This is a genomic window from Paenibacillus sp. FSL W8-0194 (genome assembly GCF_037969745.1).
Classification (GTDB): domain Bacteria; phylum Bacillota; class Bacilli; order Paenibacillales; family Paenibacillaceae; genus Paenibacillus_AQ; species Paenibacillus_AQ cookii.
This window is the reverse complement of record NZ_CP150205.1, coordinates 4,747,247-4,763,228: the sequence shown is the minus strand read 5'-3', so window position 1 is coordinate 4,763,228 and position 15,982 is coordinate 4,747,247. Positions and strand designations below refer to the sequence as shown.

Annotated in this window: 21 protein-coding genes; 17 read left to right on the top strand and 4 right to left on the bottom strand. The window is 49.7% G+C overall.

Annotation, left to right across the window (positions count from 1 at the left end; genetic code table 11):
- Nucleotides 1-37 precede the first annotated feature (37 nt).
- The 10 genes from MKY58_RS21695 (at nucleotide 38) to MKY58_RS21650 (ending at nucleotide 7,349) form a co-directional block, all read left to right on the top strand.
- Nucleotides 38-694, top strand: a complete 657-nt coding sequence (locus MKY58_RS21695) for a hypothetical protein (RefSeq protein WP_339322061.1) — start codon at nucleotides 38-40, stop codon at nucleotides 692-694.
- 23 nt (nucleotides 695-717) lie between these two features.
- Nucleotides 718-1,908 carry a kanamycin nucleotidyltransferase C-terminal domain-containing protein gene (locus MKY58_RS21690; protein WP_339322060.1) on the top strand — a complete coding sequence of 397 codons (1,191 nt, stop codon included), beginning with the start codon at nucleotides 718-720 and terminating at the stop codon, nucleotides 1,906-1,908.
- A 30-nt stretch (nucleotides 1,909-1,938) separates the two neighbouring features.
- Nucleotides 1,939-2,442 carry a GNAT family N-acetyltransferase gene (locus tag MKY58_RS21685; RefSeq protein WP_339322059.1) on the top strand — a complete coding sequence of 168 codons (504 nt, stop codon included), beginning with the start codon at nucleotides 1,939-1,941 and terminating at the stop codon, nucleotides 2,440-2,442.
- 42 nt (nucleotides 2,443-2,484) lie between these two features.
- On the top strand, nucleotides 2,485-3,111 hold the full coding sequence (locus MKY58_RS21680) for a hypothetical protein (RefSeq protein WP_339322058.1): 627 nt from the start codon (nucleotides 2,485-2,487) through the stop codon (nucleotides 3,109-3,111).
- A gap of 34 nt (nucleotides 3,112-3,145) precedes the next feature.
- Nucleotides 3,146-4,042 carry an alpha/beta hydrolase gene (locus MKY58_RS21675; protein ID WP_339322057.1) on the top strand — a complete coding sequence of 299 codons (897 nt, stop codon included), beginning with the start codon at nucleotides 3,146-3,148 and terminating at the stop codon, nucleotides 4,040-4,042.
- A gap of 54 nt (nucleotides 4,043-4,096) precedes the next feature.
- The gene (locus MKY58_RS21670; protein WP_339322056.1) at nucleotides 4,097-4,561 is read left to right on the top strand and encodes a hypothetical protein; all 465 of its coding nucleotides are present in this window, start codon (nucleotides 4,097-4,099) and stop codon (nucleotides 4,559-4,561) included.
- A 38-nt stretch (nucleotides 4,562-4,599) separates the two neighbouring features.
- The gene (locus MKY58_RS21665) at nucleotides 4,600-5,256 is read left to right on the top strand and encodes a DUF3885 domain-containing protein (RefSeq protein WP_339322055.1); all 657 of its coding nucleotides are present in this window, start codon (nucleotides 4,600-4,602) and stop codon (nucleotides 5,254-5,256) included.
- A gap of 79 nt (nucleotides 5,257-5,335) precedes the next feature.
- Nucleotides 5,336-5,902, top strand: coding sequence for a histidine phosphatase family protein (locus MKY58_RS21660; RefSeq protein ID WP_339322054.1), 567 nt, complete (start codon nucleotides 5,336-5,338; stop codon nucleotides 5,900-5,902).
- A 121-nt stretch (nucleotides 5,903-6,023) separates the two neighbouring features.
- Entirely contained in the window at nucleotides 6,024-6,593 is a 570-nt protein-coding gene (locus MKY58_RS21655; RefSeq protein ID WP_339322053.1) for a YdcF family protein, read from the top strand.
- Nucleotides 6,594-6,980: 387 nt separating this feature from the next.
- Nucleotides 6,981-7,349 carry a hypothetical protein gene (locus MKY58_RS21650; RefSeq protein ID WP_339322052.1) on the top strand — a complete coding sequence of 123 codons (369 nt, stop codon included), beginning with the start codon at nucleotides 6,981-6,983 and terminating at the stop codon, nucleotides 7,347-7,349.
- A 146-nt stretch (nucleotides 7,350-7,495) separates the two neighbouring features.
- Here the strand turns inward: MKY58_RS21650 and MKY58_RS21645 are convergent, their stop codons facing one another.
- Genes MKY58_RS21645 through MKY58_RS21635 form a run of 3 tightly spaced genes read right to left on the bottom strand, consistent with a single transcriptional unit; the run spans nucleotide 7,496 to nucleotide 10,335 of the window.
- Nucleotides 7,496-8,224 (bottom strand): hypothetical protein, encoded by a 729-nt coding sequence (locus MKY58_RS21645; RefSeq protein ID WP_339322051.1) that lies wholly within the window; start codon nucleotides 8,222-8,224, stop codon nucleotides 7,496-7,498.
- A 27-nt stretch (nucleotides 8,225-8,251) separates the two neighbouring features.
- Complete coding sequence (locus MKY58_RS21640; RefSeq protein ID WP_339322050.1) at nucleotides 8,252-9,013, bottom strand: hypothetical protein; 762 nt, start codon at nucleotides 9,011-9,013, stop codon at nucleotides 8,252-8,254.
- A 17-nt stretch (nucleotides 9,014-9,030) separates the two neighbouring features.
- A complete protein-coding gene (locus tag MKY58_RS21635; RefSeq protein ID WP_339322049.1) occupies nucleotides 9,031-10,335 on the bottom strand; it encodes an SPFH domain-containing protein in 1,305 nt (434 codons plus the stop codon).
- 168 nt (nucleotides 10,336-10,503) lie between these two features.
- Here MKY58_RS21635 and MKY58_RS21630 point away from each other — a divergent pair, with 168 nt between their 5' ends.
- Together MKY58_RS21630 and MKY58_RS21625 are read left to right on the top strand one after the other, a co-directional pair.
- Nucleotides 10,504-11,052 carry a GrpB family protein gene (locus tag MKY58_RS21630; RefSeq protein ID WP_339322048.1) on the top strand — a complete coding sequence of 183 codons (549 nt, stop codon included), beginning with the start codon at nucleotides 10,504-10,506 and terminating at the stop codon, nucleotides 11,050-11,052.
- A 13-nt stretch (nucleotides 11,053-11,065) separates the two neighbouring features.
- Nucleotides 11,066-11,350, top strand: a complete 285-nt coding sequence (locus MKY58_RS21625) for an aminoglycoside 6-adenylyltransferase (protein ID WP_339322047.1) — start codon at nucleotides 11,066-11,068, stop codon at nucleotides 11,348-11,350.
- A 15-nt stretch (nucleotides 11,351-11,365) separates the two neighbouring features.
- On the opposite strand, the gene MKY58_RS21620 is transcribed toward MKY58_RS21625, so the two are convergent.
- The gene (locus MKY58_RS21620) at nucleotides 11,366-11,581 is read right to left on the bottom strand and encodes an excalibur calcium-binding domain-containing protein (RefSeq protein WP_339325222.1); all 216 of its coding nucleotides are present in this window, start codon (nucleotides 11,579-11,581) and stop codon (nucleotides 11,366-11,368) included.
- A 145-nt stretch (nucleotides 11,582-11,726) separates the two neighbouring features.
- Between MKY58_RS21620 and MKY58_RS21615 the strand changes: the two genes are divergently transcribed.
- The 5 genes from MKY58_RS21615 (at nucleotide 11,727) to MKY58_RS21595 (ending at nucleotide 15,970) form a co-directional block, all read left to right on the top strand.
- Nucleotides 11,727-12,371, top strand: coding sequence for a zinc dependent phospholipase C family protein (locus MKY58_RS21615; protein ID WP_339322046.1), 645 nt, complete (start codon nucleotides 11,727-11,729; stop codon nucleotides 12,369-12,371).
- Nucleotides 12,372-12,377: 6 nt separating this feature from the next.
- Nucleotides 12,378-12,884, top strand: a complete 507-nt coding sequence (locus tag MKY58_RS21610; protein ID WP_339322045.1) for a GNAT family N-acetyltransferase — start codon at nucleotides 12,378-12,380, stop codon at nucleotides 12,882-12,884.
- Between the two features lie 4 nt (nucleotides 12,885-12,888).
- Nucleotides 12,889-13,626, top strand: a complete 738-nt coding sequence (locus tag MKY58_RS21605; protein ID WP_339322044.1) for a DUF4184 family protein — start codon at nucleotides 12,889-12,891, stop codon at nucleotides 13,624-13,626.
- Nucleotides 13,627-14,112: 486 nt separating this feature from the next.
- Entirely contained in the window at nucleotides 14,113-15,045 is a 933-nt protein-coding gene (locus MKY58_RS21600) for an ABC transporter permease subunit (RefSeq protein WP_339325221.1), read from the top strand.
- A gap of 16 nt (nucleotides 15,046-15,061) precedes the next feature.
- A complete protein-coding gene (locus MKY58_RS21595; protein ID WP_339322043.1) occupies nucleotides 15,062-15,970 on the top strand; it encodes a carbohydrate ABC transporter permease in 909 nt (302 codons plus the stop codon).
- The last annotated feature ends 12 nt before the right edge of the window (nucleotides 15,971-15,982 follow it).

The window sequence follows — 15,982 nt, the reverse complement described above, 5'->3', positions numbered from 1 at the left end:
AATCATGGAATTTCATTTGTTTTACAAGGAGACATCAATGGAGCATAAATTCACCTCCATCCGCAAGAAGACGAGAGGAATGAGCAGAAGGGCGAGAAAACTCCCGGATTGGGGAGCGTATCATCAAGAGTTGGATGTAGAAGGCTTGTGCAAACACCAAAAAGAATACGTGAAACTATGGATCAGCCCCTTTTATAACCTGCATCAAATCAGCGAAAACGAGGTCGGCAAAAAAAATCCCCCTTATAAATTCAGAAAGCAGGTTCTGGAGCAGCTTATAGGAATATATCTGGAATGGGAAAAGAAACTCATCGAGCTGAAGAAGCCGTATTATTTGAAAATTTGGGTGGGGGATCCCCAATTTATGGATTCGCAGGTCGTAGCGGCCGTCCGTTCGGAAATCGATTATTATGAGCAGCTTTTTATGCCGAACCCGGAGCCGAAGCCTTTTCCTTACCGGGTTAAGCATCCTGCCTTCGACCTTTTTGCATGGGAAAGACGCGTCAACGGATATTACGTATGGGAAAGCGATCTGGAAACGGAAGAAGAGATCGGGGAGGCACGGGAAAAAGCGGTTGAAACCAAGGAATACATGATCGCCGGCAAGATGGAGAAGTCGCATTTTATCAGCACGGGGGATTTATGGGTCGGGTCGACAAAGGAGCGGTGGGATGGCTCAGGCATCCCTCTATAAATAAAGAACAAGAAGGTGAACCTATGTTAATACCAATCAGCGAATATCCCGTCGATAAAAAAATAGCCGGCATTCACAGCGTTCCCATTACCGATGACGGCATGGTGGTGATGGTATGGGATCAAAACGAAAAGGTCCTGACCACCATCGGCGGAAGGCTGGAGCAACATGAAGGCATCCATGAAGCCTTGAATCGGGAAGCGATTGAAGAAGCAGGCGTCATTTTGGACGCGGTCCGAATCCCCATTGCAGCCTGGTATTGGGAGAATACGGACACGTACACGGTTTTTGTAGCCGCTAAGGTAAAGGACTACACCGCCGTACCGGACGGCTTTGAAACGACGGGCAGAGTGATTATGAATTTTGAGACGGCACGGCAAATGGTGAGGCGATTAGAAGGGGACAGCCACCGGATAAAAGTGCTTGATCTGGCGGAAGAGGCTTACCTTAAATGTCTGCTATTTCCTTTTCCGGCTTCCCGGGAAGAAAAGCTGCAAATGGTCGACGAGATTAAAAACCGATTGCTGGAGCTGCATGGGGACGATATTTTGGCAATCGGAATATATGGCTCTACCGCTTTAGGAAAAGAAGGTCCGTTCTCGGATATCGAGCTGCATGTGGTTTCCGCAGATGGGGTACAGATCCAAGGTCACGAATTCATTTACGATAGATTCAAAATCGAAATCAGTCCTAAACAAAAAAGCGAGATGATAAGGCAGGCAGCGGAAGTGGACGATTCCTGGCCAATCAAAGCAGGCGTGTACATAAACGTTTTGCCGGTTTACGATCCCGGACGTTTTTTCGAAGAGTTATCCCGAATCCCGATGCAGGTCCCCCAGGAAGCCATAAGATCGGTCATGAGGGAATTTATGATCTGGGAGCCTTACGAAACGATGGGCAAGATCCGAAACAATTTTACGTCAGGGAACTGGGGGTATCTTCCGATGGGAGCCAAAGATCTGACTTGGCAAACCGCGAAGCTGATCGGGCTGGCCAATCGGCAATTTTACAGCACGAGAGCAAAAACGTTTGAGGAATCTTTGAATATGGCGTCCAAACCTGCCGGATATGCGGAACTGGTCACCCGCGTCATGGAGGGAAAGCTCATGGATAAAGAGCATGTGTACCGGCTCTGCGAAAATCTATGGACGGGTTTGAATGCTTGGTACGAGGAGCTGGGGATCGAATATCGGAGCAAGGAGCTTCCTTTTTAAAAAACATCATATCCCCCTAAGGAGGAACCCATGGAAGTGGAACTTCGCCCGGTACGTTATGCCGAGAAAGATCTTTTATCGAATTTGTATCAATTTTATCATTATGAGTTCAGCCCATATACTGAAGAAGATTTGAATGAAGATGGCAGATTTGATGCCAATATCGATTATTTTTGGGAAGGCGATCATAGGTGGAACCCGTATTTTATTATGCTGTCGGGAAAAATCGCCGGTTTTGCGGTCGTTTTATTTGAAAATTTGGATACGGATCCGGATCCGACGCATGTCATTTATGATTTTATGGTGTTGCCGAAATACAGAAGGACCGGGGTTGGGTCTGCCGCCGCCCAAAAGGCGTTTGCATTATTTAAGGCCGACTGGGCCGTAGCTCAAATGGAAAAGAATACGCCTGCCATATCCTTTTGGCGAAAGGTCATCGGCGAATTTACGGGTGATGCTTTCAAAGAAACGTATAGGGAAGATATAAAGAAATTCATACAGCGCTTTAGCACAAAATCACAGACGTCGGCTTAAGAGGCTCGAGTCTCGCAAATACCAATCGAAAGGATGAACAGCATGAAAATTCAGGAGTTAACGTTCCCTACTTCATGGAATGCTCAGGCGAGATTTAAAAAATTCGAAAATGAGGCATCCACCACGCTCGTCGTCGAATTTCCGGGTGCCCAATACGGCACCGAACTGCCGCTTTTTCATTACCCGAGAAAACTGGCTTTTCAATACGGATTCGATGTTTTATCGCTTGAATACGGCTACCAAAGCGCGCGCCTGAAGCCTGAATTCAGCGATGAACTGATCGGGAGCATCGTTTCCGATTTGGCAGAAGCTTTTCAAACAATCGATTTTTCGACCTATCAACGGATCGTCTTTTTGAGCAAAAGTCTAGGGACGGTTGTCGCCGGCTTGCTGGCAGAGAAACTGGGGATGGATGTAAAACATGTGTTCCTGACCCCGATCAGCCGGACCATTCCTTATATTCGCGAAAATAATAGTTTGGTTGTGACGGGAAGCGAGGATCCGGTATTTACCGAAAAAGAACGAAATCAAATCGCAAGCGCCAGAATGCTTGTCGTTGACGGGGCCGATCACGGATTAGAGACGCAGGATCCAATGAAAACATTGAAGATGCTTGAACAAGTTTTGAGGGAAATCGATACATTTTTTGTTGAGCTTCGTCTAAAATAATGCGGCTTATTCAGCCTAACGGAGGATAAAACTTTTGACCCAACTAATGCATATTCGCGGAACTAGGATTTATATGGAGCAACTTGGGCAGGAGCATGAGGAAGCATTGCTCTATTTGCACGGAGGCCCCGGCGCTAGCTGTATCGATTTTACGTTTCACCAGGCACAGGCGTTGTCTTCATCGATCCGGGTAATCGCCATTGATCAGCGAGGGGTGCTGCGGTCCGATCCAATCCTTGAGGAGGATGCATTCGGCATTCAAGACATCATCGAGGATTGCGAAGAAATCCGGCAAATATTAGGGATCGAACGTTGGTCGGTTTTGGGGCATTCTTTTGGCGGTTATGTCGCGCTGATGTATGCAAGCCAGCATCCGGATTCGATACATAAGGTCATCTACGAAGCTCCCATGTTTGACCCGACGCTTTCGATGAAATCATTATTCCGACGCGCCCTGCCATTATTCGAACAGGAAAATCAGGCGGACCAGGCCCAAAAGTGCGTCCAATACATCGACGGTTCCTTTTCGCCGAAAGAGCTTTGGGAAGCTTGGATCCATATCGGGAGCCTGTTGGGAAACAAGCGGGATTTGGTTTACTTTTATGGGATAGATCCAAACGGCTACAATACCATATTCGAAAATATCGAGCTAACGGAAGAACAGTGGGGCAGGAGTCGTACGCATGGCGGTCGGCTGCAGGAAGAAGGGAAGTTCTTTGAAAGTCTGCTGCCTTTGCTAGCCCAGGTTCGGCAGCCTTCGCTTCTATTGTCGGGCAAATACGATCCGATCTGCTGCGAAGAACAAACCCGTGTATTCCGGGATGTAACCCCGAACGGGAAAATCGTCATCTTTGAAAACAGCGGTCATTTTCCGCGAATCGAAGAGCCGGATCAATATACCGACGAGGTACTGAAGTTTATTTTGGCATAGTCTGTGTCATGGGACAGGATGGACAGTCGACTGGAAGGGAGTACGGAGAACAACATGAAGCTTTTACCCGAGTATGCAAAAATCTTGATCGCCGGCGTCGTTTTTCAAAACCAATGGAGCTGGTACGTTACCGAAAGGGAGTATTGGTTCCTGAATGTCGAAATGGAGGACCGGTTTGGCATTGAAGTGTTGGATGAAACGACGGCGGCGGCGTTTTTCAAGAACATTGCGGAATATAAGGCGGCAACAAGCGACCTGACCCGCATGCTGATCGAGCTTGAAGAAGCGTTTGAGAGTTACGACGACGTGCTTGAGTTTATGCCTACGATCTACGTGAATTTCGATGACAAAGTGCTGTATTCCCTTTTTCCGGAGCCCATGTCCTTTGAACATTACGTACCCGACGGATGGACGGGGGAATATCGGGATTTTTATGCGCTGGTGCCTGAACGTGAGCGGTATTGGGTGATCCAAGGGGAAAGTTTTTTTGAGCGGATGTGGAAAAAGTTCAGGGCTTGAATAAAGAAGTGAACAGTTTTAAAACGGAGACTTTATACATGAACATTACGGATTATTTGAACGCAAAATTCCCGGGGTTGTCGCTTGAACCGCCTTTATTTTATGGCTGGAAAACGGCCATCCGATTCGAATTGGGAGACCCGGAGTTATTTGGCATTGATGGAGAGCATTATTTGGAACGGGTATATGTTCGAGCGGCGGAGCTGTTTAAGGCACTCCATCATCCCGAAGATGATATCGTTCTCGTAGCCGATGCATTTTTTACGAAGGTTTCAAAAGGCCAGGCCCATAAATTGAATCTGTACCAACGATATATTAAAAACAAAAAGATATTGCGGCATATCCGAATGGAAATGATCCCGGACGATTCGGATGAAAGCGACGATGCAAGCATCGATCCCCCATGGTATATTCATCGATATTGGCTTGCCTGCAAAACGGGGGAGATTAAATACATGCCGCTCATCCAAGCGATTTGTAACCAGGACATGGCTTTGAGGCCCAAGATGAAGCATAGGGTGTTTTTTATCAATCTAACTCAAGGGACGATCTTCCATATTTACGATGATCGAGGGTGTGACGTTATATCCGTAACACCTGATACATTGAGGGAAGTTTACAAGAAATACAACGGATGGATATTGGAGCACGACCGCGAAGCGATTGATCGCGTTTTTAACGGGAAAGCGGAATGATGGAGCAAGCGAAGATGATCCGCATTTGAAATGGAGTTATTTTCATACAGCCGACAGAGACTCTTTGAGGAGTGATTCCGTGGAGATTATTTTTATTCGTCATGGTCATGGAGAACATCTCGTTAACTATCCCCATCAATTGAATATGCAGCATCCGGGGTTAACCGGTCGAGGTCTATCGCAAGTACGGGAGTTGCGGAAGCGGATGCCGGTACATCCAGAGGATCTGGTTTTGGTTAGTCCGACCAAGCGGACGATCGAAACCGCCCAAATATTATGCGAAGACAGCAAGCTGTATGCGACACCGCTCGTTGGTCCCCGCATGTTTCCGCAACATCCCGATTTGCCGGCATTTGGTTGCGATGAAATATACCCCAAAGAAGAGGTGATCCAACGTTATCCGCAGATCGAAATGTTGGAGTCAGGCATGGAGTGGCGAACCGAAGGAATCAATCGGATGGATCAAGGCGATTTTGAAACCTGTGCAAAACAATTGCTGGATTGGTGCCTTGGCCAGACCAAACGGTTGATCATGATTTCCCACGATGGAACGATTACGAGCTACCGGCTGTTGCTTGGCGAAAAAGACCTAACCCGCAGCGATTTTCTTGGAGAAGCAGGGGTATACGAAACGACGTATCGTTAAGTATAAAAAATGATAGATTCCTGTGATGGAACCTTCGGACGCTCCTTACATATGCTATATTGGAAATCTGTTGCAGCTAGATTGATAGAATATCCGAAGGAAACGGCAGGAGGTGACGGATATGAAATATCCTTTTGATTGTCTGACGGATCTGGTTTTTGTCGAAGAAGAGAAACAAATCCTTCCGGCGGATGTCATCCTTGTTCCCGGGGGGAGCCACACGGAACCGATGAGCATGGCTGCGAGATTGTTCCATGCCGGGATGGCGCCTTATATTTTGCCGTCGGGCGGATACAACCGAAAGCTTGGAACAACGGAGTGGGAACATTTTAAGGAAATCGGCCTGTCGCTGGGCGTTCCCGAGTCCCGAATTTTGAAAGAAGATCAGGCCAGACATACATTCGATAACGCCAGAAATTCCTGGAGGGTTCTGCAGGAGCAGCATATCGAAGTGAAACGTGCCATTCTTGTGTGCAAGTCTTATTTTTCGAGAAGAGCGCTTATGACCTATCAGACGGTTTTTCCGCCGAGCGTTGCCTTTCAAGTTCTTCAGGATGATCGCCGGATCAGCCGGCAAAACTGGTTTTTGGACGAGGAAGGCATTCGATGGGTTCTGGCGGAAGCCCAGAAAATATCGACTTATTTTGCCGACCATATCCCGAACTGGGTGAAACAAAGCCAAAAGCGCTGAGATCGAAGGAATCATGCTTTATTAGGGGGCGGGCGCCCAAACCTCTCTGTGTCGCAATCGGCTCCGTAAACCTCCTTTTTGATCCAAATCATCATGAAGCCAGTGAACTTAACAAGTTTTTCTGCCCCCTTATTTTTTCCAAGCGGAATGATATTTGCATAAGGAATCAATGATTTCTGTGACCCAATCGATTTGGCCTCGCGTTTTTTTACATATGGTAGAGGATTCGCTCGTGAATCCGCTGGTCATTTCCGGATATATCCACATTACCGCCGGGAAGTAGAACGTTATTGCCCTGATCAGCGGAGCAGTCGCGACATTGCTGTATTTGGCAGTCGGATTCGGAAAAAGATGGTTCGCAGATCGGAACTCGAATGAGGTGATCAGGTGAAAAAAGCAGGGATGGTTGCGGCGATCGTAATAGCTGTATTCATCGGATTTGGCGCCGGGCGTTTGTACACGGACTATATCAAAGTGAATGCGGCGGTAAAAGAATCGTTGGAACGGCGAACAGTCAAATACTTGAAGCAAAAAGGATATACTCCGGACCAGTATACGATGACAACGATAAAAACCGTAAAATTCGACGGAATGAACGACTACTCCGTTGATATTCAATTTAAGGATGAAGCGTCGAGGCATTACTACTACAGTGAGGATCCTGAAGGGAATATTCAGCAATACGGTTTTAACGGATCCAAACATATTGAGAACGAAAGCAACGTAAAAGGGGAAAAGGACAATGTCGATGATTGAGGCTTTGGATAAGATTGGAGCATGACGCTAAAAGAAATCCAGGATTACGCCAAAATATGCAGTGAGATATTTAGCCTGCCTTGCTTGACGTCAAACGTTAGCAGGGCAGGCCGATTTGTATCTATAGGGGGTTCAGGGTCCAACCATTACGCGCAGATGATGACGTTGCCGCAATATTCGCATTCCTTCTGCTCGTGTGGAGCAACAACGACCCTGGCGCCGCAGCCCGGGCATTCCAACGCTCGGGGGCCTCGCATATCAGGATTTTCATGGTTACCTATGCCGGGTTGCGGATGAGCTTCTTCGCTAGGCTCGGCTTGCTGCTCAAACGGATAACTTCCCGGCATAAATTTAAGCATGCCATTTTCGATGACGCCCAGCGGCAGCATCCGATGATTGATCATAAAATTCAGGTCCCTTTCCGCAGGGATCGGGGATTGTCTGGTTTCCAACGCTATTTGCCGAACGCTGGTGATCCCCTTTTCCATGACCAACCAGTGGTATTGCGAAAGCAGCCGATTGAAATTTCGATCCGAGGGACCGATCAACGAGAAAAATATGAAAGCAGGCAGCAGGAGGAGCGCCCCATAGACGACCGCATTGGCAATCGACTCCGCGGCTTCCGCGGGCCCGAATTCATCATATGTGATGAGAAAGATAAACATCGTAACAAGATAGGTGAGAGTAAACGCCCAACCTAACAACCTGTGATTTCTCCCTTTGCAACTGCGGTGAAAGTGAGTAGAAAACACACGAATAAGAGCGATGACCAAGCCGAGGGGAAATATCACGTAGCCGGCAGGAAAGATTAGCACCGTAGTGCAAAGAATGACCCGGTCAAAAGCAGTTAGTTTGGATGTATATTTAAAGTCCATTGCTGCAGCATACCTCCCGAATTTCTTCTATACCGAATTGGACTTGAATGGAGAAGCAAGGTTGTTCCGGTCAAGAAAAAGTTCGCGCATTTTCCGGACGAGCAAGACCGTTTCGGCAGTTAACGCTTCTTTTTTGGAATCGTCGACCGCCTGAATCAGTTGAATCTGGTCCTCTAGAAGCGAAAGATGTTGTTCGACCACGCCGGTCAGACCGGCCCGGGCGGCAATGACCGCCGGATCGCCATAAGCGATGGTTTCTTCCAATTGGGCAAGTTCCTGCATTAGATCGCTTTGGCCCGGCGTGGCCGACATGCCCCGTACGTGGGCGCGCATGGATGTCAATCGTTTGAGCAAATTGTTTCTGATATTCCGTTGATCGCGCTGCTTTTGATCCTGAGACCCGGCAAATTTGCCGCTAAATCTCAGAAGGGCAGCAACGACTGCATACCCGGCCAAAAGAATAAGATGGACCGTGAAATACGCGGCGGCTGAGATATCGAACACATAACCGAGCAGCAGGACGCATGCCAGCACGGCGATCAAATAGGCAACGTCAAGAAATCCTAAAGCGATACGAAAAGGAGCAGGCGCCGCTTCATGTCCTTGGCCTCTGCCGCCGGGCCGCAGCCAACCGATAAGCAGGGCGGCCTCGGCACAGGCGACGGCGGCGCCCGAAATCCAGGCATGCGCCCGAATCCATCCGCCGCTCAACCCAAACAACAATAGCGTAATCAAAGGCAGCAGGAAGATCAGGGATCTGATCCAGCCTCTGCGAACGATTCCGGTCATCAAAGTGATCCCCCGCTTTATGTTAATTTCGCGCCGCATTCCATGCAGAATTTCTGTCCGGGCAATATTTCGTGATTGCAGCTGCCGCATTTCAGGATGCAATTCGCGCCGCAGCTCGGGCAGAACTTCGCTTTGGCATCCACCCATTCGCCGCACTCCCTGCAGACCTTCGGAAGCGATGTTCCGCATTTCGGGCAGGAGGACATTCCTATCGCGAAATCATATCCGCAAGAAGGGCAAGGATTGTAGGGATCTCCGCAATTCTCGCAAAACTTGGCGTTGGGAAGAAGCGGATTCCCGCAGTCGCTGCAAGTGCGCTGCTGCTGCCGGTTCGCCGCAGGGGCCGTCAAAGCCTGGCCGCAATCGGAACAAAACCGGGCCGTTTCCGAATTGAGGCTTCCGCAGTTCAAGCAGCTTCTCTGTTTGGTGCTTGCAACGGCAGCAGCTTGCATGGTCAGATTTCCGGCCATTTGATGGGCGGCTTCGTACATCGGTGCGGCCATGCCGAATCCTAACCCAAGTCCAGAACCGATGACGGCGGCGCTGCTGCCGGGGTTTTTGGCGGCATCTTCCATCGTGTCGAAAGAACGTTCTTCCTGGTATGTATACCCGATGATGTCCATTTCGGCTTTTTTGGCCAAGGCTGCTTTGATCCGCTGGGCGGCGGGATCGTCCGTCGGCGTGTTGATCGAATCGACATAGAAGTTCAGCAAGGAAATCCCCATTTCCTCGAATGCCGGCGCGATGGCCTTCTCGATATGTTTGGAAATTTCAGCGGCATACGCGTTGATTTCGACCACGCTGATCTTTTTATGGACGATATAGGAGGATATGATTTCGGTAATGTTCGACATGAGCACGCCGCGATAATATTTAATGAGCGTATCCTGATCAAAGGTTGGAAGCGTTCCTACAAGTTTGAGCAGAAACTTGCGGGCATCGACGATTTGAATGCCGAACTGGCCGTAAGCCCTTACAGATACGATAATATTGAACTTTGGATCCTGAAGCTCGAGAGGAGAGCTGGTGCCCCATTTGACGTCCAACGAACTGAGCTTGTTAACGAACCATACCTCTGCCGTAAAAGGGGACTCCCCTCCAAATGGCAGGTTTACGAAGTTGGACAAAATTGGTATATTAGCGGTACTTAGCGTATAACGTCCCGCAGAAAAGGAATCCAGCGCTTGACCTTCTTTGAACAAAATCGCTTCCTGCGTTTCATGAACGATCAGTTGGGACCATGTGCTTAATTCCTGGTTGGGATGGCGCCACGCATAAACATCCGGCGGACCTTCAAATTTGACGACATCAATGATTGCCATTCGTTGCACTCCTTTAACACCATTCGTTTCATTCATATGGAAAAAGGTACTTATCTACTATTGTATACGATTTAAGGCCTATGCGGATGCGAATATTTGGAAAAATTCGAAAGATTCTGCGGGAAGGGAAGTTTCTGAGGACAACAACCAAGAACCAAGGAGAATATGATGACGGACCATACCTTTTACCTTGCTCCATACGACCCGGACTGGAAAAGAGAGTTCGTGGAGCTTGGAGCACGCATCAAACATGCGTTGGGGGATACGGCCCTGCGGGTCGACCATATCGGCTCGACCTCCGTGGCGGGGCTTGCAGCGAAGCCGATCATCGACATTCAGGTTTCGGTGGCCTCCCTAGAACCGGTTGAGCTGTACAAACCGCAAATGGAAGCCATCGGCTTCATCCACCGGGCGGACAACGAGGAGTTGACCAAACGGTATTTCAGGGAGTCGCCCGGCGGAAAAAGGGTGCATATCCATATCCGGGAGAAGGGGAGTTTCGGCGAACAGTTTGCGTTATTGTTCAGGGACTATTTGAGAGAACACCCGGATGAAGGCCAAATATACGCCGCCGAAAAACAAAGACTTATGCTTTTGTATCCGAACGAGCGGCAAAAGTACGTGGAGGAAAAAGAACCGGTCATCTGGGAGATCATGCGCAGGGCAAGCCGGTGGAGCCAGCGGGTCGGATGGAAGCCGGGGCCTGCGGATTTTTGAGCTGGAGGATAAGATGAGAGGTTATCATGGTGGATTGGGACCGGGCATGATTGCCGGGTTTCTGGCAGGCAAGATGGGGAAATATCTCAAGCGATATCTCCCCGGGCCTTACTGGGATATGTATAAAGCAACTTTTTCGGACGGCGCCGTTTTTGCGGCGTGCCGGTTGTTCCGAAAGTTAGCCTGCGAAGTGGCAGAAGAGCTCTCCTATACATACCCGCTGCAGGACGATGCCAACATGACCCCATACCTTAAGCATGTCCGCCTGCTGCCTGCCGATGCGAAAGAGATTTTGTAGCGGCAAGCGCCTGGGTTATTTTTCGCAGGCGATCCGGTCTTTGTCGCGATCCAGCTTTTTGTTGGCATCGTACAGGGATTTGGATACAAACGGCGCGTATTTCGTTTTTCCGCCCTTGTTTTTGACTCCCGGAGCTTGGGCGACGCCGCCCTTGTAAACGCGGTTGAGCTCGGAGCAGTTTCTGAATTTTTTCGTCTGGGACGCGGCGCTGGCATCCGATACGGAAAACATCACGCCTCCGAGCAGAACGATGCTCATACCCCATAGGAAAGTTTTTCGGAACATATGCATTCTCCTTTACAATGATGATGCCATTATCGTAAACGATGATTATTTTTTAGACAATACCAATTGAATCCCGAAGGAGGTTTACGCCATGCCGTGGCCGATGGTCCATTTTGCGGTTGCCCAAAAACTGTCTTTGCCCCATCCCGCGCCCGCTTTTTTGCTCGGCAGCATCTCGCCGGATGCCATCCATGCCAGAGAACACGTTACCCGAAGCGAAAAGGGCGCTACCCACCTCGTTCAGGAGGGGCGTTTTCCAAGCATCGCTGCACTGCAGGCAGCCTGCAATTCCTATCTGGCCCAAGACCGAAATTCCGAATGGCTGGCCTTCGTTTTAGGCTATTTTGCGCACATTTATACGGATATCCGGTGGACGGAGACGGTTTATGCGGATTTTGAGCGAGCATACGACGGAGACCCGGGCGGGATCCGGGAGACGTATAACAGGGAAGTCAGCCAATTGGAATTCCATTTGTTAAGACAGGAGCCGTGGGCGAAGGATGCGCTCGAACAATTGCGGCGGGCGCGGGCGTTTGCGGTCGAACCGTTCCTCACGCAAGACGAAGTCGGGCGGTACAGGGACATGAAGCTGGCCTGGCTGGAAGATGAACGTCAAGAGCCGGGAGTTCAAAATAAGTATTTCCATGCGCAAAACGTGAGCGATTTTACCGAAAATACGGCACTCGAATTAACCGAGTTATTCCAAGCGTGGAAGGTCCCCCAGAGAGGAGTTTAACGAATCATGCACATTCAAAACATACGACGGGAACAAGCGGAGCAATTCTGGAAGCTGCGGCTTGAGGCGCTAAAAACGCAGCCCGAGGCTTTTGGTTCCTCCTACGAGGAACAGGTCCATACCCCAATGAACGAAGTCGAATCAAGGATTAACGATGAACCGGACAATTATATACTGGGCGCGTTTACGGAGGAAGGCGAACTCATCGGGATGGCCGGGTTCCGGAGGGAGGCGGGACGAAAGATGAGGCATAAAGGCATGGTATGGGGAGTGTACGTCACTTCGGCGCATCGCGGGAAAGGGATCGCCAAAGCCCTTATGCAGGAAATTCTGCGCCGGGGACAAGCCATCGAAGGCTTGCGGCAGATCCAGCTGGCGGTGGTTACGGCCAATACGGCTGCAGCCTCATTGTATAAAGGGCTGGGGTTCGTAAGTTACGGCTTGGAAAAAGAAGCTCTGATGGTAGACGGACGCCTGTATGACGAAGAGTTTATGGCGTATTTTTTAGGATAGCGATATGCCGTTTACCTTCGCGCATCCATTATACATTGCTCCTGCCAAGTGGATCCGTCCCGGTTACATGAGCCTGGCAGGGCTTGTCCTTGGCAGCATGGCCCCGGATTTCGAGTATTTTTTGGCGATGGAGCCTTACCAGTGGATCGGGCATACACACCCAGGATTGCTGCAAGCCTTCGTGCTGTGCACCCTCCTTTTGTTTTTGCTTCAGGTCGTCCTGAAGCCGCTGGCCATGCATTTGCCTTCTGCTTTCGATTTGGATCTGCGGGTGTCCGCGCTGATTCGACCCTTTGATTTCCGCCGCATGCGAAGCTGCGTCGTGTTTATCGTCTCGGTTGCGGTCGGATTTTACAGCCATATTTTGATCGATGGGTTTACGCACGCCTCCGGCTTTTTTGTGATGAGGTATCCCGCTTTGCGCAGCGTCGTTGTTGCCGATTTGCCTGTTTATAAGCTGCTGCAGCATGCCTTGTCCATTTTCGGTTTGACGCTGGAATTGGCGATCCTGCTCTACGTATTGGCCAATGTCCCATACTCGTCTGCAGGAGCGGCCAGGGTCGCGGGAAAGCGAAAGCGGAGGTATTGGATCACGGTGGCGATCATGATGATCGTTGTCGTTTGCGCCAAACTTCTATTTACTTCCAGTTCGAACCTGTTGGGAATTCTCGTCGTGTCGCCGATATCCGGATGTTTTGCAGGGTTGGTTGCGGCGGGAGCGTTGTTTGGAAAAGCGCGTTAGACTTGATGGGAAGATGACATTTTAAGCTGCAAGACCATTCGGTTGTGCCGGTTATGGTTTGCCATATATCCACGTGCAGGCCCGGGGGAGAGAGTCCCTTGGGTCTTTTTGCGTATGTCCATTTTTTTCGCGAACGCTATCATCGGAACTGAAAATTCTGCGGGAGAAATGCCAAAGGCATATGAAAGGGTTGTCATTTGGTGTCGATTGGTCATATTTGATGTCATTCTGAAAGCCTTTTCCGGTAAGCAAAAACGACATATTGTCAGCATGTCAGCCGCGATTGTCAGCACCCAAAAACCTTGATGCGGCGCGGGTTTCCGGCGCTCCTAAAATGACATATTTACGATGCCTGCCAGGTTGTCTATCGTTAAACATGTAAGCGCTAGCAACCCTGCATAACTTCGAGAGAAAACAAACAGAAAGAAATCATATGAAAGGGGTGATCCTATGCAGGATACAAAAGCTGCTATTCCGGGCAATGCAATGTTGAAACCGGGAAAGGCCGGCACCGGCAAGGGCGTCTGGAAGAGAATCGTCACGAACTGGGAATTGTACATCTTTATTGCGCCAGCGTTTCTGTACTTTCTCATCTTCTCTTACGGACCGATGTATGGCATTCAGATCGCGTTCAAAAACTTTATTCCGACAAAAGGGATTTCGGGGAGCCCGTGGGTCGGCTTCGACCATTTCGAGCGCTTCTTCCATTCCTATTACTTTTGGGATTTGTTATGGAACACGCTGAGCATCAGCTTGTACGAACTCGCCATCGGATTTCCGATTCCGATCATTCTGGCACTGGCGTTTAATGAGGTTAGAAACGGATTCTTCAAGAAGCTGGCTCAGACCGTGACGTATGCGCCTCACTTTATTTCCGTCGTCGTTATGGCCGGGATGATTATTTCCTTCCTGTCCCCGTCGACCGGGATCGTGACGCATATCATTGAAGGTCTTGGATTCCAGGCGCCGGACTTTTTGACGGATCCTAGATGGTTTAAAACGATGTATGTATTGTCTGGCGTGTGGCAAAGCGCAGGCTGGGGCACCATCATTTACTTGGCAGCGCTTTCCGGGGTGGATCCGGGGCTTCACGAAGCGGCGATCATCGACGGGGCCTCACGGTTCCAGCGCATTCGCCACATTAACATCCCGACGCTGATCCCTACGATGACAATCCTGCTCATTCTGAACATGGGTAGCTTGCTGGGGGTAGGCTTTGAAAAGATTCTCCTGCTGCAAAACCCGCTCAACATGGAATCGTCGGACGTCATTTCCACGTTCGTGTACCGCTCCGGGCTCGTGGATGCGCAGTACAGTTTCTCGACAGCGATCGGCTTGTTTAACTCCGTGATCAACTGCGTGATGCTGATCGTCGTGAACCAGATTGTGCGCCGGACGAGCGAGAATAGTTTGTGGTAGAAAAGGAGGGGCACGGATGTTAACAGGCGTAAAAGAAACCAAACGCGACAAGATCTTTGTAATTTGCAACTACATTTACGTGCTTCTGGCTTTCCTGATCGTATTTTATCCGCTCATCTACATGATCAGCGCATCGATCAGCAATCCGAAGTTCGTAGGCTCCGGGGAAATGTGGCTGTGGCCGAAAGGCATCACCTTCGACGGCTATAAGCGCGTGTTCGAAAATTCAAGCATTTGGATCGGCTACGGCAATACGATTTTGTACACGGTCGTGGGTACCGCGATCAACCTGATCGTAACGCTGCCTGCAGCGTATGCGCTGAGCCGCAAGGACTTCGTCGGACGCAACTTCTTTATGGGCATGTTTATGGTGACCATGTTCTTTGGCGGCGGTCTGGTGCCGACTTACCTGCTCGTCAAGGAGCTTGGCATGATCAACTCGATGTGGGCGATTGTGATTCCGTCCGCCGCATCGATCTGGAACATTATCGTCTCCCGCACGTTTTTCCAAAGCTCGATTCCGAAAGAGCTGCAGGAAGCGGCCCAAATCGACGGTTGTACCAATATGCGGCTTTTCGTCAAAATCATTCTGCCGCTGTCGATGCCGATTATCGCGGTCATGGCCTTGTTTTACGGCGTCGGCAACTGGAACAGCTACTTCTCGGCGCTCATTTATTTGAATGATTCCGACAAGTATCCGCTGCAGCTCGTCTTGCGCCAAATTCTCGTCTTGCAGGAGATGGCGGCCCAAGGCGGAGGGGCGATCGATGCCTCGACGGCCGCGGCGATGAACAGCAAAGCCGAAATTGCGGCACTGGTCAAATATGCGGTCATCATCGTCGCAACGCTTCCAGTTATTGTGATTTATCCTTTCTTACAGCGTTATTTCGTGCAAGGTGTTATGATTGGTTCCGTAAAGGGCTGATCTTGCCAAATA

Bases quoted from the DNA above. Each gene is read 5' to 3' on its own strand.
- MKY58_RS21695 (WP_339322061.1), top strand. From the start codon at position 38: ATGGAGCATAAATTCACCTCCATCCGCAAGAAGACGAGAGGAATGAGC.
- MKY58_RS21690 (WP_339322060.1), top strand. From the start codon at position 718: ATGTTAATACCAATCAGCGAATATCCCGTCGATAAAAAAATAGCCGGC.
- MKY58_RS21685 (WP_339322059.1), top strand. From the start codon at position 1,939: ATGGAAGTGGAACTTCGCCCGGTACGTTATGCCGAGAAAGATCTTTTA.
- MKY58_RS21680 (WP_339322058.1), top strand. From the start codon at position 2,485: ATGAAAATTCAGGAGTTAACGTTCCCTACTTCATGGAATGCTCAGGCG.
- MKY58_RS21670 (WP_339322056.1), top strand. From the start codon at position 4,097: ATGAAGCTTTTACCCGAGTATGCAAAAATCTTGATCGCCGGCGTCGTT.
- MKY58_RS21665 (WP_339322055.1), top strand. From the start codon at position 4,600: ATGAACATTACGGATTATTTGAACGCAAAATTCCCGGGGTTGTCGCTT.
- MKY58_RS21655 (WP_339322053.1), top strand. From the start codon at position 6,024: ATGAAATATCCTTTTGATTGTCTGACGGATCTGGTTTTTGTCGAAGAA.
- MKY58_RS21645 (WP_339322051.1), bottom strand. From the start codon at position 8,224: ATGGACTTTAAATATACATCCAAACTAACTGCTTTTGACCGGGTCATT.
- MKY58_RS21640 (WP_339322050.1), bottom strand. From the start codon at position 9,013: ATGACCGGAATCGTTCGCAGAGGCTGGATCAGATCCCTGATCTTCCTG.
- MKY58_RS21635 (WP_339322049.1), bottom strand. From the start codon at position 10,335: ATGGCAATCATTGATGTCGTCAAATTTGAAGGTCCGCCGGATGTTTAT.
- MKY58_RS21630 (WP_339322048.1), top strand. From the start codon at position 10,504: ATGACGGACCATACCTTTTACCTTGCTCCATACGACCCGGACTGGAAA.
- MKY58_RS21625 (WP_339322047.1), top strand. From the start codon at position 11,066: ATGAGAGGTTATCATGGTGGATTGGGACCGGGCATGATTGCCGGGTTT.
- MKY58_RS21620 (WP_339325222.1), bottom strand. From the start codon at position 11,581: ATGTTTTCCGTATCGGATGCCAGCGCCGCGTCCCAGACGAAAAAATTC.
- MKY58_RS21615 (WP_339322046.1), top strand. From the start codon at position 11,727: ATGCCGTGGCCGATGGTCCATTTTGCGGTTGCCCAAAAACTGTCTTTG.
- MKY58_RS21610 (WP_339322045.1), top strand. From the start codon at position 12,378: ATGCACATTCAAAACATACGACGGGAACAAGCGGAGCAATTCTGGAAG.
- MKY58_RS21605 (WP_339322044.1), top strand. From the start codon at position 12,889: ATGCCGTTTACCTTCGCGCATCCATTATACATTGCTCCTGCCAAGTGG.
- MKY58_RS21600 (WP_339325221.1), top strand. From the start codon at position 14,113: ATGTTGAAACCGGGAAAGGCCGGCACCGGCAAGGGCGTCTGGAAGAGA.
- MKY58_RS21595 (WP_339322043.1), top strand. From the start codon at position 15,062: ATGTTAACAGGCGTAAAAGAAACCAAACGCGACAAGATCTTTGTAATT.